This is a genomic window from Microcoleus sp. D3_18_C4 (assembly GCF_036702355.1).
Lineage (GTDB): Bacteria > Cyanobacteriota > Cyanobacteriia > Cyanobacteriales > Microcoleaceae > Microcoleus.
Genome location: NZ_JAUBTF010000039.1, coordinates 1 through 21,972 on the forward strand (window position 1 = coordinate 1; position 21,972 = coordinate 21,972).

At 46.8% G+C, this 21,972-nt stretch carries 18 protein-coding genes; 7 read left to right on the forward strand and 11 right to left on the reverse strand.

From position 1 onward, the window contains the following. Positions 1-64 precede the first annotated feature (64 nt). Both QUA90_RS19060 and QUA90_RS19065 read left to right on the forward strand, forming a co-directional pair. On the forward strand, positions 65-1,390 hold the full coding sequence (locus QUA90_RS19060) for an NB-ARC domain-containing protein (protein ID WP_333447117.1): 1,326 nt from the start codon (positions 65-67) through the stop codon (positions 1,388-1,390). Between the two features lie 61 nt (positions 1,391-1,451). Next, positions 1,452-2,042 (forward strand): Uma2 family endonuclease, encoded by a 591-nt coding sequence (locus QUA90_RS19065; protein WP_333447119.1) that lies wholly within the window; start codon positions 1,452-1,454, stop codon positions 2,040-2,042. 264 nt (positions 2,043-2,306) lie between these two features. On the opposite strand, the gene QUA90_RS19070 is transcribed toward QUA90_RS19065, so the two are convergent. The 4 genes from QUA90_RS19070 to QUA90_RS19085 form a co-directional block, all read right to left on the reverse strand. After that, positions 2,307-3,329: an ATP-binding cassette domain-containing protein gene (locus QUA90_RS19070; protein ID WP_333447121.1), complete on the reverse strand. Its 1,023-nt coding sequence runs from the start codon at positions 3,327-3,329 to the stop codon at positions 2,307-2,309. A gap of 583 nt (positions 3,330-3,912) precedes the next feature. After that, positions 3,913-4,101 carry a hypothetical protein gene (locus tag QUA90_RS19075; RefSeq protein ID WP_015175516.1) on the reverse strand — a complete coding sequence of 63 codons (189 nt, stop codon included), beginning with the start codon at positions 4,099-4,101 and terminating at the stop codon, positions 3,913-3,915. Positions 4,102-4,450: 349 nt separating this feature from the next. Continuing rightward, a complete protein-coding gene (locus QUA90_RS19080; protein WP_333447124.1) occupies positions 4,451-5,374 on the reverse strand; it encodes a histone deacetylase in 924 nt (307 codons plus the stop codon). Between the two features lie 153 nt (positions 5,375-5,527). After that, on the reverse strand, positions 5,528-5,677 hold the full coding sequence (locus QUA90_RS19085; RefSeq protein ID WP_333209537.1) for a hypothetical protein: 150 nt from the start codon (positions 5,675-5,677) through the stop codon (positions 5,528-5,530). A 93-nt stretch (positions 5,678-5,770) separates the two neighbouring features. Here QUA90_RS19085 and gyrA point away from each other — a divergent pair, with 93 nt between their 5' ends. From gyrA to QUA90_RS19100, 3 genes are all read left to right on the forward strand, one after another. Next, on the forward strand, positions 5,771-8,482 hold the full coding sequence (gene gyrA / locus QUA90_RS19090; protein ID WP_333447126.1) for a DNA gyrase subunit A: 2,712 nt from the start codon (positions 5,771-5,773) through the stop codon (positions 8,480-8,482). Positions 8,483-8,600: 118 nt separating this feature from the next. After that, the gene (locus QUA90_RS19095) at positions 8,601-9,254 is read left to right on the forward strand and encodes a Uma2 family endonuclease (protein ID WP_333387680.1); all 654 of its coding nucleotides are present in this window, start codon (positions 8,601-8,603) and stop codon (positions 9,252-9,254) included. A 224-nt stretch (positions 9,255-9,478) separates the two neighbouring features. Continuing rightward, entirely contained in the window at positions 9,479-10,771 is a 1,293-nt protein-coding gene (locus tag QUA90_RS19100) for a ribonuclease D (protein ID WP_333447128.1), read from the forward strand. A 351-nt stretch (positions 10,772-11,122) separates the two neighbouring features. On the opposite strand, the gene QUA90_RS19105 is transcribed toward QUA90_RS19100, so the two are convergent. The 4 genes from QUA90_RS19105 to QUA90_RS19120 form a co-directional block, all read right to left on the reverse strand. Beyond that, positions 11,123-12,130 carry an aldo/keto reductase gene (locus QUA90_RS19105; RefSeq protein WP_333447130.1) on the reverse strand — a complete coding sequence of 336 codons (1,008 nt, stop codon included), beginning with the start codon at positions 12,128-12,130 and terminating at the stop codon, positions 11,123-11,125. Positions 12,131-12,214: 84 nt separating this feature from the next. Next, positions 12,215-12,829, reverse strand: a complete 615-nt coding sequence (locus QUA90_RS19110) for a TMEM175 family protein (RefSeq protein ID WP_333447132.1) — start codon at positions 12,827-12,829, stop codon at positions 12,215-12,217. A gap of 80 nt (positions 12,830-12,909) precedes the next feature. Beyond that, positions 12,910-13,971, reverse strand: coding sequence for an NAD(P)-dependent alcohol dehydrogenase (locus tag QUA90_RS19115; protein WP_333447134.1), 1,062 nt, complete (start codon positions 13,969-13,971; stop codon positions 12,910-12,912). Positions 13,972-13,983: 12 nt separating this feature from the next. After that, positions 13,984-14,394 carry a (R)-mandelonitrile lyase gene (locus tag QUA90_RS19120; protein ID WP_333447137.1) on the reverse strand — a complete coding sequence of 137 codons (411 nt, stop codon included), beginning with the start codon at positions 14,392-14,394 and terminating at the stop codon, positions 13,984-13,986. A gap of 303 nt (positions 14,395-14,697) precedes the next feature. Between QUA90_RS19120 and QUA90_RS19125 the strand changes: the two genes are divergently transcribed. Next, on the forward strand, positions 14,698-15,738 hold the full coding sequence (locus QUA90_RS19125; protein WP_333447139.1) for an AraC family transcriptional regulator: 1,041 nt from the start codon (positions 14,698-14,700) through the stop codon (positions 15,736-15,738). 134 nt (positions 15,739-15,872) lie between these two features. Here QUA90_RS19125 and QUA90_RS19130 read toward each other — a convergent pair whose 3' ends face one another. The 3 genes from QUA90_RS19130 to QUA90_RS19140 all read right to left on the reverse strand — a co-directional run bounded on the left by QUA90_RS19130 (position 15,873) and on the right by QUA90_RS19140 (position 20,610). After that, the gene (locus QUA90_RS19130) at positions 15,873-16,538 is read right to left on the reverse strand and encodes a hypothetical protein (protein WP_333447140.1); all 666 of its coding nucleotides are present in this window, start codon (positions 16,536-16,538) and stop codon (positions 15,873-15,875) included. A 2-nt stretch (positions 16,539-16,540) separates the two neighbouring features. Then, positions 16,541-17,533: an ImmA/IrrE family metallo-endopeptidase gene (locus QUA90_RS19135; RefSeq protein WP_333447142.1), complete on the reverse strand. Its 993-nt coding sequence runs from the start codon at positions 17,531-17,533 to the stop codon at positions 16,541-16,543. Positions 17,534-18,078: 545 nt separating this feature from the next. Beyond that, the gene (locus QUA90_RS19140) at positions 18,079-20,610 is read right to left on the reverse strand and encodes a vWA domain-containing protein (protein WP_333447144.1); all 2,532 of its coding nucleotides are present in this window, start codon (positions 20,608-20,610) and stop codon (positions 18,079-18,081) included. 213 nt (positions 20,611-20,823) lie between these two features. On the opposite strand from QUA90_RS19140, the gene QUA90_RS19145 reads away from it, so the two are divergent. Then, positions 20,824-21,810 (forward strand): AEC family transporter, encoded by a 987-nt coding sequence (locus tag QUA90_RS19145; protein ID WP_333387665.1) that lies wholly within the window; start codon positions 20,824-20,826, stop codon positions 21,808-21,810. Positions 21,811-21,972 lie beyond the last annotated feature (162 nt).

Consider the following 21,972-nt stretch of genomic DNA (forward strand, 5'->3'; position numbering starts at 1 on the left):
TTTGCCCAACAATAGCTCAAAACCTCTGCCCTAGTATTTCTGAGTATTTATACTCATCGCAAAAGTGACACGCTCCCGGGGAACTTGGCAAGGTAAAAGATACTCCGAAATTTCCAAAGAGGTTCATTGTACTGAACGCCATGTCAGAAATGTTGCCTCAAAGTTATGGCAAATTCTTTCAAAAATCTTAGAGGAAGATGTTAATAAATCCAATTTTAGCTCCACAATGGAAAGATATGAAATCTCTAAAATTTCAAATTCTGGTTATTTTAACCTTGTCCACAAAGGGAATATAAACGTCTGCACAGAAACCTCGCACCCTCCAAAAACTCCACAACACTCACCGCCTGCACAAACCTCAAATGAAGACGACACCCAACAAAAACCGCGACTTGATTTAAGAGACGCACCGGAGATCAAAACCTTCTACAACTACCCCAACTCACCCCTCACCGCCCTCGAAAACTCGATCGCCCGCCAAAACTGCCGCCTCCTCACTATCACAGGCATGGCAGGCACCGGCAAAAGTGCGATCGCCCGTAACCTCATCCCCCAAATTCAAACTCAATTCGATCGCATTATCTGGCGCAGTCTCCGCACCTCCCCACCCCTAGAAACAACTCTCAAAACCCTGATTCAATTTCTCTCAAATCAACCAGAAAGTAACCTTCCCACCAACACCGATGCTCAATTGTCAATCCTCATAGAAACATTGCGCGAAAATCGCTGTCTCATCATCCTCGATGACGTGCAGCAAATTCTCAGCAGCGGGAAACTTGCAGGAAATTATAAACCCGGATATGAAAATTACGGAACCCTATTTAAACTCATCGGTGAAATTCCCCATAATAGCTGCTTAATCCTCAATAGTTGGGAACCTCCCTCAGACATCATCACATTCACAGACGATAATTCAGCAGTATGTTTATTACAGTTAGTCGGTTTAGGTGAAGCAGCAACCGAACTGCTTAGAGAAAAAGGTTTATTGGATGAAGAAACCTGGTCAGAATTAATTAACCTTTATCAAGGTAATCCCCTCTGGTTAAAATTAGTCGCTCAAACCATTAACAACTTATTTGGCGGTAGAGTATCTCAATATTTAAGCTATCAACCAGTATTTTTAAGCGATGAATTGACACCGATATTGCAGCAGCATTATCAGCGGCTGTCCGAAATAGAAAAACAGGCGATTTCGCAACTTAGTAATGAAATGGAACCTGTTTCGTTTACCCAATTCAGGGCAAAATATCAAGGCTCGCCGCGCGAATTATGTCAAGCAATTCAATCTTTAGCAAGACGGGGAATGATCGAAAAATTGAGCTGTGAATCTGAAACAGTTTTCACGATTCCACCTGTGTTAAAACAGTATGTTAAAATGGTGGCAGAATAGTCTTAAATATCTAGCTAAATGAGATAAAACCACGCTCGCAACTCCTACCCAACCTAAAATAATGCTCACTTTCGATCGATTCATCAAGCAACTTCCAGATGAAGACGGACGCTATGAACTTGTGAATGGAGAAATTGTTTTCAAAATCTTACCAACAATAAGACAGCACGAAAATGTAGCTGATTTTATTGAAAATACGTTTCACGACGAGGTGAAACGCATCAACCTGAATTACAGAATCTCTGGCAGAATTGTAGTCAGGACTTTAACGCCTCATGGTAAAGAACAAGGCCGCCATCCTGATGTTACCGTAGTAGACAAAACCCTCTGGGAATCCCAACCTTTCGCCCCCTCAGCCCTAACTGAACCCCCACAATTAGTTGTAGAAGTTGTGTCAACAAATTGGGAAGATGATTATATCGACAAGCTGGATGAATATCAGCGGCTGGGAATTTCTGAATATTGGATTGTCGATTATTTAGCTTTGGGTAGCAGAAACTATTTGGGCAACCCGAAAGAACCGACTGTTTTTGTTTACCTGCTTGATGAAAATGGCGTTTATCAAATGACTGCTTACCGAGGAACTGAGCGAATTATATCTCGAACTTTCCCAGAATTAGCGCTGACAGCAGAGCAAGTGTTAGATGTATGAGATCAAATCTGCCGAAAAGATAAGGATAAAGTATTGCTCATTGGTTTTCGCTTCAACCGAAAGGCCGCCAGGGAATTAATTCCCTGGCTAATAGCTAAAGTCCTCTTGCATAGGACTAATGAGTAATGATTTCTTCAGTCCTCTTGAGAGGACTTAAGCTTTGAGGCAGGGGTTTCAACCCCTGACGGGCTCAGGGAAAGAGCGTCTCGAACAGGCAAGATGCCTGTTCCACAATAATTATTGGAGAGGTTTATTAAACTAAACTTACGATCGCATCGCCTGTTTTTGCTCCGCCTTCAAATCGCGGTTGCTAGCAGCAGCCAACTCAGCATCCAACAGCGTCTTACCAGTCGCAGCCAAATACACATCATCCAAACTCGGCCGAGATTGAGCAATCCCAAAAGTAGGCAATCCCGCATTTTTCAAAGCTTGCTGAATAGTCACCAGCGCATCGCTTTGCGGTGTTACTACTAAATTCAGAGAATTTCCTTGAGCCGCGTTGACAATTACTTCCTGCACAAAAGGCAGAGATTGCATCAGATTTTTAGCTTTTTCAGCTTCTTCGATCGGCGAAAACTCCCGAATCCGCAGAGTCACCCGATCGCCCCCAACCCGATTTTTCAACTCCTCCGGCGTACCCTCAGCAATCACCGTACCCTTGTCAATAATCGCCACGCGATCGGCCAAAGCGTCAACTTCTTCGAGATAATGGCTGGTAATCAAAACCGTAGTACCTTCCTCCCGCAAGCGCCGCAGGAAATCCCACACCACCACCCGACTTTCAATATCCAGCCCGACAGTCGGTTCGTCTAACACCAAAACATCAGGCTGATGCAGCAATCCAGCAGCCAAATCCAAGCGTTTGCGGATACCGCCGGAATAAGTACCCGTCTTTTTATTTTCCCACTCCTCCAAACCGAGGAGTTTCACCATTTCGTCAATCCGCCCTTTAATCCTAGGGCGCGGCAAATGGTAAAGCGCTGCTTGCAGTTGCAGGAGTTCCCGCCCCGTCAGCACCTTATCAAGAGCCACTTCTTGGGCGACGTAGCCGAGTCTTTGTCTAGCAATTCTCGGCTGACTGACAGCAGAAATGCCAGACACTTCAATGCGTCCGCTATCGGGCGCACTCAAAGTACAAAGTACCCGCAGGGTTGTGGTTTTGCCTGCACCGTTGGGGCCTAGCAAACCAAATATTTCCCCCGGTTCTACCTTGAAGGAAACATCTTTAACGGCTTCTACAGTGCCGTAGCGTTTCTGAAGATTTTCAATTAAAACGGCGGGAGCCATATATTTTGGGGATGAACTGGTTGTTAATATTTTGACACTTCCGGACTCAAATTGCCGGAATGGTCGATCGACCAATGCGACTGGCTGTGCTGGTAACGATCGCACACTCCTCCTCAACGGGAAACTGCCTATAGTTTTGATTCTTAATATCAGTTTAAAAAAAATTAACTTTATAGCCGTTTTCAACCCTGATATTCATCAGTTTTCCCACTCTCCAATCTCCCCTCTCAAATCCCAAAAATTATGAGTCTTGAGTTAATTATAACTTTTCAGTTAACAACTCAAAACTCACAAGTTTTCAACAAGTAGAGATGCACCCGAAACCTGTTATTTTTTAATTATCTCTACCTATAGGCAGATGTGTAGCGAGATTTTGATAATTAACACACTGGTCAAACACATCACACTTTCGAGCCAACTATTAAACACAAAAAACTTCCCTACTTGGCAAGTTCTACTTGTAACGAGTTCCCAAAAAATGTAACTGTAGGACCGTGATCTCAACCCCGATAGTTATGAGTAATTACCAATTCTTTAATCGAAAATGGTATTAACTCCCCTAAAGGGAGTGCCTGCCACGTCTTTAATCGACAATTTTTACCCAACCGCGGCGCACGTTATACAGCAGTCGGTTGATGATGGCATACTCATCTTCATTCAGTGTTCTTTCTAAGAGTGCAGATCTGAGCTGTCTCCGGTCGTGGCGAGTCACGACGCTGGAGAACATGACCTGACCAAATAACTCTTCGAGTGTCATTTGGGATACTGACATGATAAACCTCCTAGTTGATTGAGACAGATAAAATTTTAACAGGCTTGTTGTATTTGTATTATGCACTCTGAGAGCGACTTCAAAGGCGATCGAACACATTGACACGGTGTGATTTTTTGGTTAAAAATCTGTGACCAAGACTTTGATGACAAGTGACTTGGATCTCTTAAATTGGTGATGCTTGTCACTAAAGTCAGGAGACAGTTGACAGTTGACAGTTGACAGTTGATCGAGGGAAGAAGCCCGATCGCACGATCGCCAAATAATCGCTTCGCCCATCGCCCTCAACAACTCTCCATCCCGTCCTCACCGCTTCTCAACCTTATTTTTCCCTATGCCAATTTTCCAGCTAATTGAGGCATCGGTCAATAGTCGCCACAACCGACTCGGCCAACTCTTTCAGCGCGTAACCCCCCTCCAAACCAAAAGCTATGCGGCGGGTGAGTTGCAGGCAGTATCCGGTGAAAGTACCGAAATCTGACGGCATCAGAGTCATGCTCGCCAGCGGATCAGACGCAGTAGCGTCATAACCAGCGCTGACAATCAACAAATCCGGTTCAAATTTTGACAAAAAAGGCACGACAAGAGATTCAAAGGCGCTCAGGTATTCAGCTATGCCGCTGCCGGGATACAGGGGAATGTTCAGCACGTTGTCGTAGGCACCGCGCTCCTCGGCATCTCCAGTTCCCGGATAGCACGGAGATTGATGCAGGGAACAGTAGGCAATTTGGCGGCAGCTTTCCACCAAAGATTGAGTGCCGTTGCCGTGGTGCACGTCCCAGTCGAGGACAGCGACGCGGTTGATTCCCGGCTGTTCCAAGGCGTAGTGAGCGGCGATCGCAGCATTGGAAAACAAGCAAAAACCCATCGCGCGGGCGTTTTCGGCGTGGTGTCCCGGCGGCCTGGCCAGCACAAAAGCCGGTTCCCCCGCAGCCACCACTCGCTCGACCCCATCGAGCCAAGCACTCGCCGCTAGAAGCGCTACATCGTAACTTTCAGCAGAAATCGGCGTATCACCGTCGAGGTAGCCACCTCCCCGATGAGCCAAATGTTCGACTTCTTTGATGTATCTTTGCGAGTGAACTTTTTTGATAGCCGAGAACAGTTGTTGTTCGCGCTGCGCCACTGGGGTGGGCAGTTGCCACTCAATTTGAGCCGCCCAAGGAGCAGCTTTCAGAGCGTTGACGATCGCCGTTAAACGTTCTGGTCGCTCTGGGTGAAGCATTCCAGTCTTGTGCAGCAAGAAATCTTCGGAGTAGATGACGGGTAGCATCGGCTGATTTTAGATTTTAGATTTTAGATTTTAGATTTTTAGTTTGCTTTAAGAAGGCCTTCGGTTTTGTGAAATTACAATTGCGATCGGGAAACCCTTTTCTTTTTTTAGATAACCCTCAAAAAAACTCACCAAAGCATGAAAGCCTTCCCCCTAAAAAACCATTTCTAGCTTTTGCCAATTGATGACTAAATCACCAACTGCCAACTTACGAATTTCCCTTGTTTCGCCCATTAATTTTTCTGGCAACTTTCCCATAAATTCAAAGGCAAATTGTGATATAATTTCAGGAGTAATTTGCAATATTTGGCAGCTCTACTGAATCCAAACCGATTTTATCGCATTTTTGAGATTTATAGCGGTCAAATTTAAATTTTTAACGGAGTTTTTCAACCTATGAGTATCTCTGAGTCGCGGATAATCCCGACGGATCTGGGTAATGAGATGTCCCGATCGTACTTGGAATACGCCATGAGCGTAATTGTCGGTCGGGCGCTACCAGATGCCAGGGACGGTCTCAAGCCCGTTCACCGACGCATTCTCTACGCCATGAACGAATTGGGCTTGACTCCCGATCGACCTTTCCGCAAATGCGCCCGCGTCGTGGGGGAGGTGCTGGGCAAGTATCACCCGCACGGAGATACAGCGGTTTATGACGCCCTGGTGCGGATGGCTCAGGATTTTTCCATGCGGGAACGCCTGATCAACGGCCACGGCAACTTCGGCTCCGTTGACAACGACCCGCCCGCTGCCATGCGGTACACCGAATGTCGCCTCACAGCTTTGACTAGCGACTCCATGCTGCGCGACATCGACTCGGAAACAGTTGATTTCGGCGACAACTTCGACGGTTCCCAGCAAGAACCCCTCGTACTCCCGGCACGCATCCCCCAAATTTTGCTCAACGGTTCATCGGGGATTGCTGTAGGGATGGCCACCAACATTCCGCCGCACAATTTAGGCGAAATAATTGACGGTTTAGTAGCACTAATTCACAATCCAGCAATTACTGACCTGGAATTGATGCAGTACATCCCCGGCCCGGACTTTCCCACCGGAGGGCAAATTCTGGGTAGAGGCGGCATTCGCGATGCTTACACCACCGGGCGCGGTTCGATTACAATGCGAGGAGTCGCCGGCATTGAAACCATCGAACATCCTGGCCGCCCCGACAAAGAAGCAATTATTATCACCGAATTGCCTTACCAAACAAACAAGGCAGCGCTAATTGAGAAAATTGCCGAACTTGTCAACGACAAAAGATTAGATGGAATTTCCGACATTCGCGACGAAAGCGATAGAGACGGAATGCGGATCGTCATCGAGCTCAAGCGCGACGCCTATCCCCGCGTCGTCCTCAACAACCTTTACAAACAAACACCCCTCCAAGCCAACTTTGGAGCCAATATGTTAGCGCTAGTAAATGGGGAACCCCAACTACTTACGCTCTCCCAATTCCTCAATGTCTTCCTAGATTTCCGCATTGAGACAATTACTCGCCGGACTCAATATGAACTCCGCAAAGCAGAAGAACGCGACCACCTTCTGCAAGGCTTATTAATTGCCCTAGACAACTTAGATGCAATTATTCACCTAATTCGCGCCGCTGCCGACTCCGCCGCAGCGAAACAAGAATTGATGGATAATTACGGTCTTTCAGAACAGCAATCCGACGCAATTCTGCAAATGCAGCTCCGGCGTTTGACAGCATTAGAAGCGCAAAAAATTCAGCAAGAACACGAAGAACTGCGAGCAAAAATCGCCGATTTGGAAGATATCTTAGCGCGTCGGGAACGCATCTTAGAAATCGCCGAATTTGAAGCAGTTGAAATCCAAACCAAAATCGCCACTCCTAGACGCAGCGTTATCGAACACGCCGAAGGAGAAATCGATGAAAGAGATTTAATTGCCAACGAACAAGCAATTATTCTGATCACTGAGCAAGGCTACATCAAGCGGATGCCTGTCAGCACTTTTGAGGCCCAAAGTCGCGCTACTCGCGGCAAAGCAGGCGCGAAAATGAAAGAAGACGACGGAGTAGAACATTTCCTTTCCTGCTGCGATCACGATAGCGTTTTGTTCTTCAGCGACAGGGGCGTAGTTTACTCTGTCAAAGCTTATCAAATCCCCGTCTGTTCGCGGACGGCCCGCGGCACTCCTGTGGTGCAACTGCTGCCGATTCCTATAGAAGAAAAAATCACTTCTATGGTGTCAGTCACAGAATTCACCAGCGAAGAATACTTGGTAATGTTGACTCGCGGTGGCTACATCAAGAAAACCGCACTTTCCGCTTTTGGCAACATCCGCACTAATGGATTAATCGCTATTTCTCTAGAAGAAGGCGACCAACTGCGCTGGGTGCGGAGAGCAAAAGTTGGCGACAGCATCATCATCGGTACGCGCCAAGGGATGGCAATTCATTTCCGCACTAATCACGAACAGTTGCGCCCAGTCGGCCGCGCGACGCGGGGTGTAAAATCGATGAAATTGCGATCGGGCGATGAGTTGATCAGCATGGACATTTTGCCCAGTTCAATAGTGGCCGAAATTGCTGAATTGGAAACTGAAGACTCTGAATTTGAGGGAGCTAATATTGCTCAATTAGAAACCGGCGACTCGGAATTTGAAGGGGCAGAAATTGCTGAATTGGAAACTGAAGATGCGGAATTGGAAGATGAAGAATTAGAATTGCAAGCCGAGGAAATTGAAGGCGAAGAGGTCGAAGAAATTTCGACAGTTAGCAGCGAAGTTCCTTCAGTGTTGGTAATTACCACCAACGGCTATGGCAAGCGGGTTCCTGTTTCTCAATTCCGCCTACAAAGACGGGCCGGCAAGGGATTGACGGCTACTAAATTCAAGTCGAAAAAGGGTAAGGATCAGGTAGCTGCCCTGCGAATTGTCAACGAAGATGACGAATTGATGATCATTACCAACCGAGGTATTATTATCCGTCAGGCTGTGAGTGCAATTTCTACTCAATCGCGCACAGCAACGGGTGTGCGGGTGCAGCGGTTAGATGAGGATGATTCGATCGTAGCTGTGGCTTTAGTGCCGCCTGCTGGTGAAGAATCGGCCGAAGAATCGGAATCTGAGGAAGTGGCAGAATAGTCATAGGTTAATAGTTTGTAAGGTGCGCGCTGCGTACCTTACTGCTGAATGGTAAAAATGCGCTCGCCCCTACTCAGAAGTTTTCCCTCAAAAGTCAAAGATTTTTTCCGGTGAGGTAATGATGAGTCAACTCCAAACCAAACTACTAACCGATACCTGGGTTACAGCGACTTGGGATGAATATATAGAAATTATTAAACAGCCGGAGTACGATCGAGCAAAATGCTACTACTACAACGGACAGTTGAGGATTGAAATGGCAGCAGTCGGGGCTGATCATGCTGATGACAACGGAATTATCGTCATCTTAATCAATTTATTTGGCATTGCTAAAGGTATAAAAATGAGACTGCTGGTCAACTGTAGCTACGCCAAAACAGGTGTCAGAGGCGCTCAACCCGATGCTTCTTACTACATCGGAGACCGGGTGCAAACGGCACCTCGCGGCAGTTCGGTAGTGAATTTAGATAGCACATTTTCCCCAGATTTAGCAATTGAAATTGCCGACAGTTCTCTCGTTGACGATTTGGGGACAAAAAGAATGATTTATGAAGAATTAGGAGTGTCTGAGTATTGGGTAGTAGACGTACAAAAAGCGCAAGTTATTGCTTTCAAAATAATTGCTAACCGGGGAAGCGAACGGCTGACGGAATCTCAAGTTTTGCCGGGGCTAAAAGTTGCTTTATTAGAGGAAGGTTTGCGCCGCAGTCGCCAGACGGACAATACAGAAGTAGGCAACTGGTTTTTAGAGGAAGTTCGCGGGAATTGTTAATAGTGCGATCGACTGCATTCTTTTTTTTAAACGGGAGGCTAAAAACCCGGTTTCTACGAGTTTTGCCAACAGCAATGAGAAATATAGGAAGAAACCGGGTTTCTGAGGTTTGCGTGTCTCCAGGACACGGCAATGCCATGCCCGACGCTTGAATCGTTGACAATCGAGCCAATAATTGCTATAGCATAATAGAATCAAAAAGTTAATAGCAAAAGTCTGTAAAAATGCCTTATTTAACAGCAGAAAACGACATCAAAGCACTCATCGCTAAATTTGCCCAAGCTAAAATCCTGTGGGTGGATACAGAAATCGCTGACTATAAATCCAACCCCAGATTATCTCTGATTCAGGTGTTAGCTGACTCCACAGATTCGACGGGAGATGCCACTTTTCTGCTAGATGTCTTGGATCAACCTGAATTGACCAAAGATTTCATCAACCAAATCATGGTCAATCCAGATATTGAAAAAGTCTTGCACAACGCCAGCTATGACATCCGATTTCTGGGCAATGACGACGCTCAAAATGTCACTTGCACATTGAAAATGGTAACAAAGATTCCGACTTACATTCTGCCCTTACCTAATCGACAGCTCAAAACTTTAATAGAAACACTTTGCGGCATTGCTTATGTAGATAAAACAGAACAAAGCGGCGATTGGGCCAAGCGTCCCCTGACCCAGAAGCAGCTAGAATATGCCAAGATGGACGCGGTTTATTTAGCTGGAGTGCATCGCCGCCTGGTAGAAATCCTTGCCCAATGTTACCCCGAACCCGCAACGGAAAACTTGACAGCATTGGGCGAAAAATATCAGGCAATAGAATCTCGGTGGAAGCCACTAGACTCAGAAATTGCTGAAGTCAAAGAACGATTTAAAGCGGGGATGATGGCGCAACAGCTCAAAGATAGTTCTTATTTTGAGCTTTCCAGTTCGATAACGATGAAAGTTGATTTTATGACACTGGCGAGACTAACGCAAACTGAGGGAATTGAGTTAAATTTTCCGGTAACGCTGACGAAAGAAATTCAAAAACAGTTAGGCAAACTAATCGCTGATCCATCTTTGGAAGTTGAGGAGATTGCTAGTTGGCGGTTGAATTCCCACCTACAGCAGCGGCGAAAATCTACTAAAAAAATTGCGCCGGAACCGGAGAGTGAGGATTTAACAGCATTGGGGGAAAGGTACAAAGAAATTTTGCCTGAATGGAAGTTGCTGGATTCAGAAGTTGAGCATCTGAAAGAGCGCATTAAAAAAGCAATGTTGGTGCAAAATCAGGAAAATACTCCCCATTTTAAGTTATCCAGTTCCTCGATTTTGAAGGTGGATTTTGCTAAATTGGCAAAACTTGCCCTATCTGTGGGAGTTGAGTTAGAGTTTATGGTGACGCTGACTCAATACATCCAAAAGCGGTTAGGGGAAGCGATTAACAAAATTGATGTGCAAATTGAGTATATTACCAGTTGGCGGATGACGGCTAAGACTATGGAAGATGAAGATGAGGAAATCCCGTTTTAACTACGAAAATATCACATTTTCTCTCATTTTTCTGTGTTATCTGGGGGCTGGGAGGGTGACAAAGAAGTATACGAACAAGACCGAATAAGGGTTGCAGCCTGTATATCCTGTTGATAAAAACGACGTTTATTACGAGTTAAATTCATTAACTCTTGTACAGATTCAGAATATTTTTCCAAATAATTCACCGACTGCTCCCCATCTTGCCTCAACGCCTCCATGTACTCCGTGAGCAGTCAGTAACTCTGTTATGGTTCGGGGCTGATCTCTGCCATCCGATCGCAACCAGTCATAATGAGCTGGGTCTGGTTTAAGGGGCGGTCATGCCAGACCCAAAGACTAAAACTAGACTCAGCGGCCCGTCATTTGCTCTAGCTTTTCGGGATATCGATCGCCTTGCACCGCTATCTTGGAGGCGGCGTCATCGATGTCGCGCAGATCCTCGGGCGTGAGTTCGACTGAGACTGCCCCGATGTTTTCGTCCAAGCGATGCAGCTTTGTTGTGCCTGGAATCGGAACAATCCAAGGCTTTTGAGCTAACAGCCAAGCGATCGCAATTTGAGCTGGTGTCGCCTGCTTCTGTTCTGCGATGCTGCCGAGCAGATCGATCAGGGCTTGATTCACGTTGAGAGCCTCTGGCGTGAAGCGAGGCAGGGTGCTGCGGAAGTCGGAGCTGTCAAAGGTGGCGTTTTCGTCGATTTTGCCCGTGAGGAAGCCTTTGCCCAGCGGGCTGTACGGGACAAGTCCGATGCCAAGTTCCTCAAGGGTCGGTATCACTTCCGCTTCAGGCTTTCTCCACCACAGCGAGTATTCGCTCTGAAGAGCCGTGACTGGCACAACGGCATGGGCGCGGCGAATCGTTTGCACTCCCGCTTCAGAGAGCCCGAAATGCTTCACCTTACCTGACTCAATCAGTTCCTTCACTGCTCCCGCCACGTCTTCAATTGGCACGTTCGGGTCAACCCGGTGCTGATAGAGGAGGTCGATCGCCTCCACCTTTAGCCGTTTGAGCGATCCCTCCACGGCTTCCTTGATATGCTCCGGTCGGCTATTGAGTCCGGGTGAACCTTTCATGCCGCGAGGATCGGAATTCGGACTGATGTCGAAGCCAAATTTGGTGGCAATGACCACCCGGTTGCGGAAAGGCGCAAGGGCTTCACCCACCAGTTCTTCGTTTAAGTACGGGCCGTAGACTTCGGCGGTGTCAAAGAATGTTATTCCGCGATCGACCGCAGCCCCCAGAAGAGCAGTCATCTCCTGTTTGTCTTTGGCCGGACCATAGGAAAAGCTCATTCCCATGCAGCCGAGCCCGATCGCTGAGACTTCCAGATTGCTATTTCCAAGTTTGCGCGTTTGCATTGTTTTTCTCCGTTGATGTGGAACTGATATTGTTTGCCGTCGATCGATCCCGCCGTTGTCAGCCGTTTTCGCTGCGATCGCTGCTCACAGTGGGGTCATGCGAGACGGGGCGCTCTCATGACCCCAGCGAGGCCAGAGATAGAAGACGTTGAGGAGGAGGTAGATCAGCAGCGCCAGCCAGGGCACGACCAGCGCGATCGCGGTGGCGATCGCGTAAACGATCGGTCCGACAAGGAATAGACGTCTGATCTTCCGTACTTTTTTCGCTGTGAGGTGGGTATCGATTAGCCGATACTCGTGAGCCGGGTACCGCCACATGAGGTTGACGAAGATACCGAAGACGGTCAAGATGCCACCGTAGAACGCAGCGGCAACTGGTTCGTCCGTTCCGCGGTGAAACGCTTCGGCAAGCACGGCGGTTGGAAAAGGCAGGAATGCAATGAGCATCAGGTGGAGGACGTTGAGCAGCAACAGCATTCCGTCCACGCGGACGATGTGTTTGAACATGGCGTGGTGGTTGATCCAGATTGCGCCGATCACCACAAAGCTCACCATGTAGGCAAGGTAGGACGGCCAGAGTTGAAGGAGTGCTGCCCCAAGTGCCGTATCGGGTGGCGGCACTTTGATTTCGAGCACTAGCAGGGTGATGGCGATCGCGAATACGCCGTCGCTAAATGCCTCCAAGCGGGTGGTATCCACACTCACCTCCTTTGCGGGTAGTCGTTGCTGTTATCAAGTTTGTGCTTTTGCATGATTACCCCTTCTAGGGGCGGTCTCAGTTATTCAGATTTCAGAGATGCCATATCAATTACAAAGCGATATTTCACATCGGACTTGAGCAGTCGCTCGTAGGCTTCGTTGACCTTCTGGATGGGGATGACTTCGACATCGGCGGTGATGTTATGCTCGCCGCAGAAGTCGAGCATCTCCTGGGTTTCAGCAATGCCGCCGATGTTTGAGCCGGAAAGACTGCGGCGACCCATGATGAGACTAAATGCCGAGACATCCAGAGGTTTCTCAGGTGCGCCGACAAGGGTGATGTTGCCGTCGCGGGTGAGCAGGTTGAGATAGGCGTTGATATCGTGCTTGGCGGATACGGTGTCGAGGATGAAATCGAAGCTGCCAGCGTGCTTCTGCATTTCGTCGGTGTTGCGGGAGACGACCACTTCGTCAGCACCGAGGCGGAGCGCGTCTTCCCTTTTATTGGGCGAGGTAGTGAAAACGACGACATGGGCTCCGAACGCACGGGCGAACTTCACACCCATGTGACCCAGCCCGCCGAGACCGACTACGCCCACCTTCATGCCCTTGGTAACACCCCAGTGGCGCAGTGGCGAATAGGTTGTAATCCCGGCACAGAGAAGCGGCGCAACTCCAGCAAGGTCAAGGTTGGACGGGACGCGCAGAGCAAAGCGTTCATCGACGACGATGCTGTCGGAATAGCCACCATAGGTGACTGGAGCAGTCTTGTGCTTGTCTGGGGAGTTGAAGGTGAGGGTTTGGTTCGGGCAGAAGTTTTCAAGCCCGGCTTTGCAATTCGGGCAAGTCCCATCGGAGTCCACCAGACAGCCAACCCCAGCGAGGTCGCCGGGTTTGTACTTGGTAACTGCCGAGCCAACTTTAGTGACACGCCCGACAATCTCATGTCCAGGAACAATTGGATAGGTCGTGGACATGAAGTCGCTCCACTCGTTGCGTACAGAATGGACATCGGAGTGGCAGATGCCGCAGAAGAGGATCTCAATTTGCACGTCGTGTTCGGTTGGATCGCGCCGCGCGATCGTGTCAGAAGCGAGCGGTGATGTTGCACTGGCTGCGGAATAAGCTTTTGTGTTGTACATGAATGAATGCTCCTATTGATTTACGTTTGATGCCTGGTATTGTTCGTCGCTGACTTTTTCCATCCAGTCCACGGGCTTGCCGTCAAGCGCCTCCTGAATAGCAATGTGCGTCATCGCCGTGGTTGGGGTGGCACCGTGCCAATGCTTCTCACCGGGCGAGAACCAAATCACGTCCCCCGGTCGAATTTGCTCGATCGAGCCACCCCATCGCTGTACGAGACCGCAGCCAGCCGTCACGATCAAGGTCTGTCCCAACGGGTGAGTGTGCCTGGGTGTCCGAGCACCAGGCTCAAACGTGACACTGGCGCCAGACGTGCGTGCTGGATCGTTTGCCTGGAACAGGGGGTCAATGCGGACAGTGCCGGTAAAATACTCAGCCGATCCTTTGGCGGAAGGCTGTGAGCCACTTCGTTTAATGTCCATTTCTTAATTCCTCCACTTGATGCCATTTCGGTGGCTGTCCCAATCGTAGAAATTGAGCACTTATCGCTTCTCTATCAATAGGGATGGATTTTTTAAGAAGCAAGGTTAGCTGTAATGGCATTTTGGTTGTCACTCAGCAGGTTTCTTGCCCAATCAAAACTGAGTTTTCTCTTGAATAAAAGTCCAGGATGCTTACAAGAAGCCGGAACCATTTTTCATTGCTTTAGCCTCATTCTAAGAATCCTCAAGGCCGAGCAATAGAACGATCGTCTAAGATTGTTGTACAATCCTGCAAACTTAGAAATGAACGCTGCCAAACCGAGTGAAAAGCCCGATAGGTCGTTAATGAACAACCAGCAGGCAAAGCGCTTTGCAGATAGAGCGCAAGCCCACAGAGAGGAACTGACTGAGCGGATTGCCCAGGCGATCCGTCATGATGGGACGATTGAGCCGCTCAAAGGATTGCACTTCAACCGCTCCTCCTCACCTTCGGAATGCGTTCACAGTGTCTCTATCCCTGCCTTTTGTGTCATTGCTCAGGGCAGCAAAGAAGTCCTTCTGGGCTGCGATCGCTATCAGTACGACCCTTTGCATTATTTGCTGGCGACGATCGAACTGCCGATCGCCAGCCAAATTCTGGAAGCGTCTGAGGCGCTACCGTACCTGAGCCTTCGCCTCGATCTTGACCCCACAGTAGTCGGTTCAGTCATGATTGAGGCGGGCGATCCCTCACCGCAAAGGGGTGCCAATGTCAAAGCGATCGACGTAAGTCCGTTGGATGCAAATCTTTTGGACGCTGTGGTGCGGCTCGTCAGGCTTCTAGATTCCCCTGCTGAAGCTAATGTTCTGGCACCGCTGATTAAGCGGGAAATTATTTACCGACTGCTGATGGGAGAGCAAGGTAGCCGGCTGCGTCATATTGCAGTTTTGGGCGGCTCTACCCACCAAATTGCTCGAGCGGTTGATCGACTCCGTAAAGACTTTAACCAGCCGCTTCGGATTGAAAGCATCGCACGAGAGCTTGGAATGAGTGTATCGAGCTTCCACCATCACTTCAAGTCTGTCACTGCCATGAGTCCTTTGCAGTTCCAGAAGCAACTGCGGCTCCAGGAAGCTCGCCGTCTGATGCTGGGGCAAAACCTTGACGCTACCAGTGCTGCCTACCGTGTGGGTTATGACGATTCGTCGCACTTCAACCGAGAGTACAAGCGGCTCTTTGGTATACCGCCGATGCGCGATGTGGAGCGACTGCGAGAAGCTGCTAGGGAGATTGCGAGTTCAAAATGCTCTCCTCAAGATGCCCTAATCAGGCCAGAAATCGCTAAAACATTCAAAAGCGGTTAGCGGAAGCGATTAACAAAGTTGATGTGCAAATTAAGTATATTACCAGTTGGCGGATGACGGCTAAGACGGTGGAAGATGAAGATGAGGAAATTCCGTTTTAAGCCACGACTAAGGCAAGCGTGTCACACTTAAATCTACTTGTAAGGATTTAGTAAATTACCTGCCTCCTGCCGACACTCCTCAATATAATTTTTTAAAGTAGCTAGGGAGTTGTCACGTGTTGATTTAAGCCCTGAACCAAAAACACTCTTAATTGCTATATCACATTCTAGAACAGGAACAATGAAATCTCGAATAGTCTCAAAGCCATCGGCTTCAATATTTTTGAGAACAAGTTGCTCTAAGCACCATAATCTATGATTGAGAGATTCTTGAATGATAGGTAAGTTAACTTTTGCTAAGGCTTTGATGAATCTTTTATCTCCTGTAAAAATCTGAGCAGATTTATCTTTTTGGATAATTTGTATAGCATGACTTGTGAGAATTGCCTCACCTTTATCGATATTTTCAATATTGGATAATTGAATAAAAATTTCTTGGTCAATATCAGATTCAGATATTTTTGGTAAAGTCCTAGTAAGGGAAAGAACTTGTTTATAATCAATCACAGGATCTTCGGGCTTTCGACTTTTCCCTCCTTCAAATTTTTTCCAATCGCGTTCAAATTTATATTGTGCCGTCTCTAGGATATTAACTTGCTCAGAACTAGCCTCAAATAATTGAAGAGTCTTATCGAATAGCTGGAAGGTAGCAAGCTTTTTGATGATGTCATTATCGATGCAATAGATACAAGCAGACAAAGCTATTCTCCTATAATCTGGTCTAAGTAATCAGCATTATCGTCACTTAATTCCTCCCAATTTAGATGCTTCTCTAAAAATTTGTTAATAGTCTTCTGCCCTTCTTTAGCAGGATTGATTAAATTTACACATCCCATAGACAATGCAAAATAATCTTTATTATACCACCCATAATTTAAAGCTAATGCAGATGGATCAATAGTTGAGTCACTTTGAATAAGTTGAATAATTTTATTCTTTAGGTCTTTTGCATTTTTAAATTTTTTCTTGCCGAGGGAGTTGTCAAAACTGTTGACTAGCAGTTTAACTGCAAACTGATTGCTATCTCTTTCTTCTCGATCATCACAGTCTGGCTTAATATCATCATCAATCAAAATACCTTCTTGAATATGACCAAGGGCGAGATGACCCAGTTCATGGGCAAGATCGAATGCTAGACATACGGGTTGTGTCTTACCACTACTCAAGACAATCACGGGATGCTCGGCTTGCCATTGGATCATACCTCTAATTTTGCGGGTATTGTTAGGGTAATCCTTAAAATAGACAACAGCAATACCATGTTGCCAGCAGTAATCGAGCAAGCTGTACAAAGTGACTTGAGGATGTTTGGCCACTATCTCTGAACGAACTTGATGAGGGTCGGAGGGGATGGGCTGAAATTCGAGCTTTATAGTATCAGCGACCACTTCCGCAACCCGTGAGGCAAGTTGATGGGCAACATCAGGTACGTCTGCTTTATTCTGTTGATGGTACTTGAACTTGGTATGGAGTAAGGGCTTAAACTGAGGCTTCTGATTCTCGGCTAAAAGACTCTTGAGGTCTAGGTGCAGACGTTGGGCAATATGACCAGCACCCTCTAGGACGGCGACGGGTTTATTGTCTAGTTCTTCATTCCACCAACTGGGCAAACCTTTTTCTTTAACGAAACGTTTTGAGAAACCGAGCTGCGAGAGTTTTTTATAGAGAACAGACATTGATAATGTTTGTGTCATTGGTTTGCCCTCCGTATGAGAATTGGCATAATATAATTGTAACCTAATTGCAGAGAATTTGGCTACTAAATTTTTTATAAAGCGTTGTTCTCTATCCTACCCGAGGATAAACTTTCGCAACAGCAACACCAAAGGAAAGTTAGGATCGCAAATTAAATAACTTACAATTTTAATTGTTATTGTGGGATGGGCGTCCCGCCCGTCCAAAAAGGGCGGGCTTTTAGGCCCACCCCACTTTCCTTGTGTAAGTTATTTAATTCTCATTCCTTACAAACTCGAAAGATTCCCATCAGAGAAGATTTGCGATCGCTCCTTTCGTCTTGGCAACCTAACACTTGTCCCATCTACCTATTTCCTAGCCGCCACCGCTGCGCCTTTGCGGTTTATTTCAATCCGCCATATTTGAGCAAGGTGGGCAAATAATGCCCACCCTATAGCGGTTCTCAAGCGTCGTGAGGTATGGGGGCGGGTCCTATGCCCTATGCCCTATGCCCTATGCCCTATGCCCTATGAGCACCTTATGTTACTGAGAAAGACTATAATTCCTACTTTCCTACCGTGAAATACTCATTCTTAGCATACACGCTAATAATGCAGTCTCCCACTTCAAAAAACATCCCCTCTTGCTCATCTTTAGAAAATTGCAAGTTGCAGTATTTAGAATTAATTTCCTCAGCAGTCGCCGCTTTTGCCTCCATTTCATCCGGGATAAGTCCAGTAGAACCGATATAGAAAACCAGCGGTGAAACTTTTTCCCTGTACACTTTTTCAGCATAAGCTTCCAATCGCTCATTCGCATTAGCTAAAGCAGCGACAAACTCCTCTCGCTTGACATCTTCTCCCTGCCATTTCGCTTGCAAAAGGCGCAGCAAACTATCTGCACCAACTTTTGATAAAATAGCGGTGACAGTGCCATTATTTTCCAACCCCAAAAACTCATCGGAAATCAGTTTCATCAAGTCGTCAACTTTGGTGATTTTTGTTCGGGATGACAGCGTTTTGTGTGCGAAGACAACAGGCTCGTCTAAGGTGATGTCAAAGGTCGGTTTTGCTAGCTTTTCGCCCGTGTTTTTGTGGTAAACTTCATAAAGGCGATCGAGAAATTTGTTGGCAGAGTGCAATTTGCCGAAGTTGAGGATGTTTTTGCTGCCGATGTCGATTTTGTAGCTGACTCGCGAATCTACTGAACCGTTGGCGATCGCACTTTTTAAATCTGTGTATTCCGTCGTCGTGGGAAAGTTGAGGTAAAGGTTTTTTGACAGATAATGCTGTTTCAATTCTTCCAATTGTTCCGCTGTGTAAGCCTCGGATTCTTCCTTCAAATGAGCCGAGAGAATGCTAGAGAGAATTTTGATTTCGGCGAGTTCCTCAAACACTCCGTCAAGGCTGCGGTAACGCCCGTCAAAAGGCACTAGCGGCAAATTATCTAACTTTATATCGTACTCTGAACGGAAGTCAAATTCTTGCACGGGCGAACCGTCTTTTTCAAGGACACCGCATTTTTTGAGCAAATCAAACACGGGTTTGCTGCTGATTTTGGTTCGCTGCGATTTGATATTAACTTCGCCGTCGCTGACAATGGTATAATTGTTGAAAGTATTGAGGTCTGTAACTAGAATTCCCGCCACTTCTGCGATTAAAGTTCCATCCTCAACTTTTACCAGCTTAGCTTTTCGGGTAATCAGCATATTGATGGTAGCGGTATTTTGATTGATGGCAAAGGAACCCATTTGCACGTATTCGCCACCGTCTAAGAATTCAGTTTTCAGCCAAGGCTTGACAAGGTTGCCGTTTTCGTCTCGCTTTCCCTCAATTCGCTTCAAACCTTTGCGCTGATAATTTTCTTGCAAGTGTTTCAAGTTGATGATGATGCTGTTGCTGTTTTCCTCCAATATCTCGATCAACTCCAGCAGGGAAATTTTATCGCTGACTTTTACCCGATCGCCAATTTCATGATTTTTCAACACATCAGGCGCAAAAACAGCCTGTTCCAAATCTTCCGTAAACTCGGCTATTTGGGCATTTGTCAAAGCTTTCGCGTGTTTTTCCGTCAAAGTAGCATCGAAGGTACTCGCCAGCGCATACTTAGCCGTATTTAAATTGCCGTCAGCGAGGTTAGCTTTCGCAAAAGCAAACACCGACTCATCAGTTTGAGCAACGGGAACATCTAGTTTGTCATACTCATCTTTGGCGATTTTCTGATATTTGTAAAACAGTCCCCGATCGTCTGCTTTCAGCCCGCAAATTTTCAGCGTACTCGATGAACCGTTGATTTTCTTGCCACTTTTGGAAACAAAAACTTGATAATCGTATTCCTTAATTAACGGTTCTTCCAGCGGAGGTGCAACGGAACTGCCTAACAGTTTTGTGCTGTCGTAAAGAGCATCATAAACCATTTTGACTTCGCCAGCGCGGATGCAATTTCCCGATAATGTGTTGGCGATTTTGGAAAGCAGTTTGAAGTCAGCAGAGGCATAGGATATCGTGTTGGCAAACACATCCATGTCTTTGAGTTCTTCGCAAATTTCCCCTAGTTTTGCAGCTTCCGAATTGGCACTGGGGTCATTTGCATAGCCGTCTGTGTGCAAATTGATCGCTGTCATTTCTCCCGCTTTAACCAGAGATTTAGCGAGTTGCATCGACTGCGATATGCAGGTACAGCCCGCCGTGTGGATTTTTTGAATTTCTTTGATGTATTGAGAGTCAAACTTCAGCACTTCTTGAATGGGAATTCGCTGGAAGTGACAAATTACGTCCCGATTGCTAGCATAGGAAATCAGGCTGACAATTAGCTGGTAATTGTTGTATTCGTCTAAGGTCAAAAGCTTGATTAGGGTTTCTTTCAGCGGTTCTAAGTCATAATACATTGAGCCGGAACGGTCGATGATGATGATGCTGTGAGCGACGGATTTTTGTGGGATATCGCCGGGCTTTCTTTCTAAATTAAGGCGATCGACTAGATAGAATGCCTTTGCGTTTCCGGCAAAATTGTAGAGGGTAAACTTGGTGCGAGTATTGGAGGCTGCTTGGCTGCTGGAACTTTTGACTTGAGACGATTGTTTTGCTTGCCGTGCCATAGTTTCCACCTATGTTGACTTATTCCTCAACTTCATCATGACACGCGCTTCTGTGGATGTCAAGGCCTGTCGAGAAAATTATCTGCGAAGCTGAATAAGCATTAATATTTAGCGCTGCAGTGCCAGGGGAAACTGCGGCGGTAGGGTAAAGGTGGGCTTTTTTGGCAAACGTAGTATATGTGCGTAAGTCGTTTAGTAAATATTTAGTAAATCATGCTTTATTTAGAAAATCCACTGCTCAAACTTTATATAAATCTGATCGGATGGGTGGCGTTGGGATTTTTCCTCGGCCGCCAGCTACCAAGAAGCTATTCTACATATTTAGCCAAGTTTCTTTTCTTCTTTGGCACGCCATTGAGCATTGTTGCTTTCATCCGCCGCGCCAATTTGTCGGGCGCTATTTGGATGGCGCCGCTGATAGCTTGGGCGGCAATTCTAGCAGGTGGAGGACTCGCTTGGATTTTGATCAATTTCGGTGTGGGCGAGGAACGTTTCAAGACTCTTAATCCGATCGCCCAAAATAGCCGGGAACACACCAGCGCTTGGAGTTTGCCCACTCAAGGCAGCTTCTTATTGGCAACGATGGTGGGTAATACGGGTTTTTTAGGCATTCCCGTCACCTTGTCCTTATTGGGTTCGGAACACTTTGCCTGGGCGTTGTTTTACGACTTGCTAGGCACTACCATGGCAATCAATATACTGGGAGTTGCTATTGCTTCTCACTGCGGTAAAAGCGATCGCCCTCATAGTTGGTTAACACCCCTGCAGGCAATTTTTATGAATCCGGCACTGTGGGCTTTTGGTTTAGGATTTGTCTCGCGCAGCTTGCCACTGTCGGCACCAATCGCAGAATTGTTAACAACAGGTGCTTGGACGGTAATTACTTTATCTTTAATTACGATCGGGATGCAGTTGAGCAAGTTGAATTCCTTGCACAACCTCAAACAAGTTTTGGCTTGTCTGGCGATTAAAATGTTGTTAATTCCCTTGGTAATTGGCATGGGATTAACATTTTTGGGGATCGCGGGCGCGCCGCGACTTGTGCTAGTGCTGCAAATGGCGATGCCTCCTGCTTTTGGTACTACGTTGTTGGCAGAAGCTTTCAATCTGGATCGCGAATTAGCCGTAACTGCGATCGGCCTCGGCTGCGTTAGTTTATTATTCACTATTCCCCTATGGATGAGGCTATTTAATTTTTAATAAAAATAGGATTTGGTAAGTTTAAAAAGTGTATTATTTCAGTGATCCCCATCACAATTTTTGAGCGCTCTATGTCATATTAATTTAACAATCACTGGACAGGGAAAGTGTATTGGCTTCTGCTAATGTGGAAATAGCCGGCGGAGGACGGGAAGAATAAAA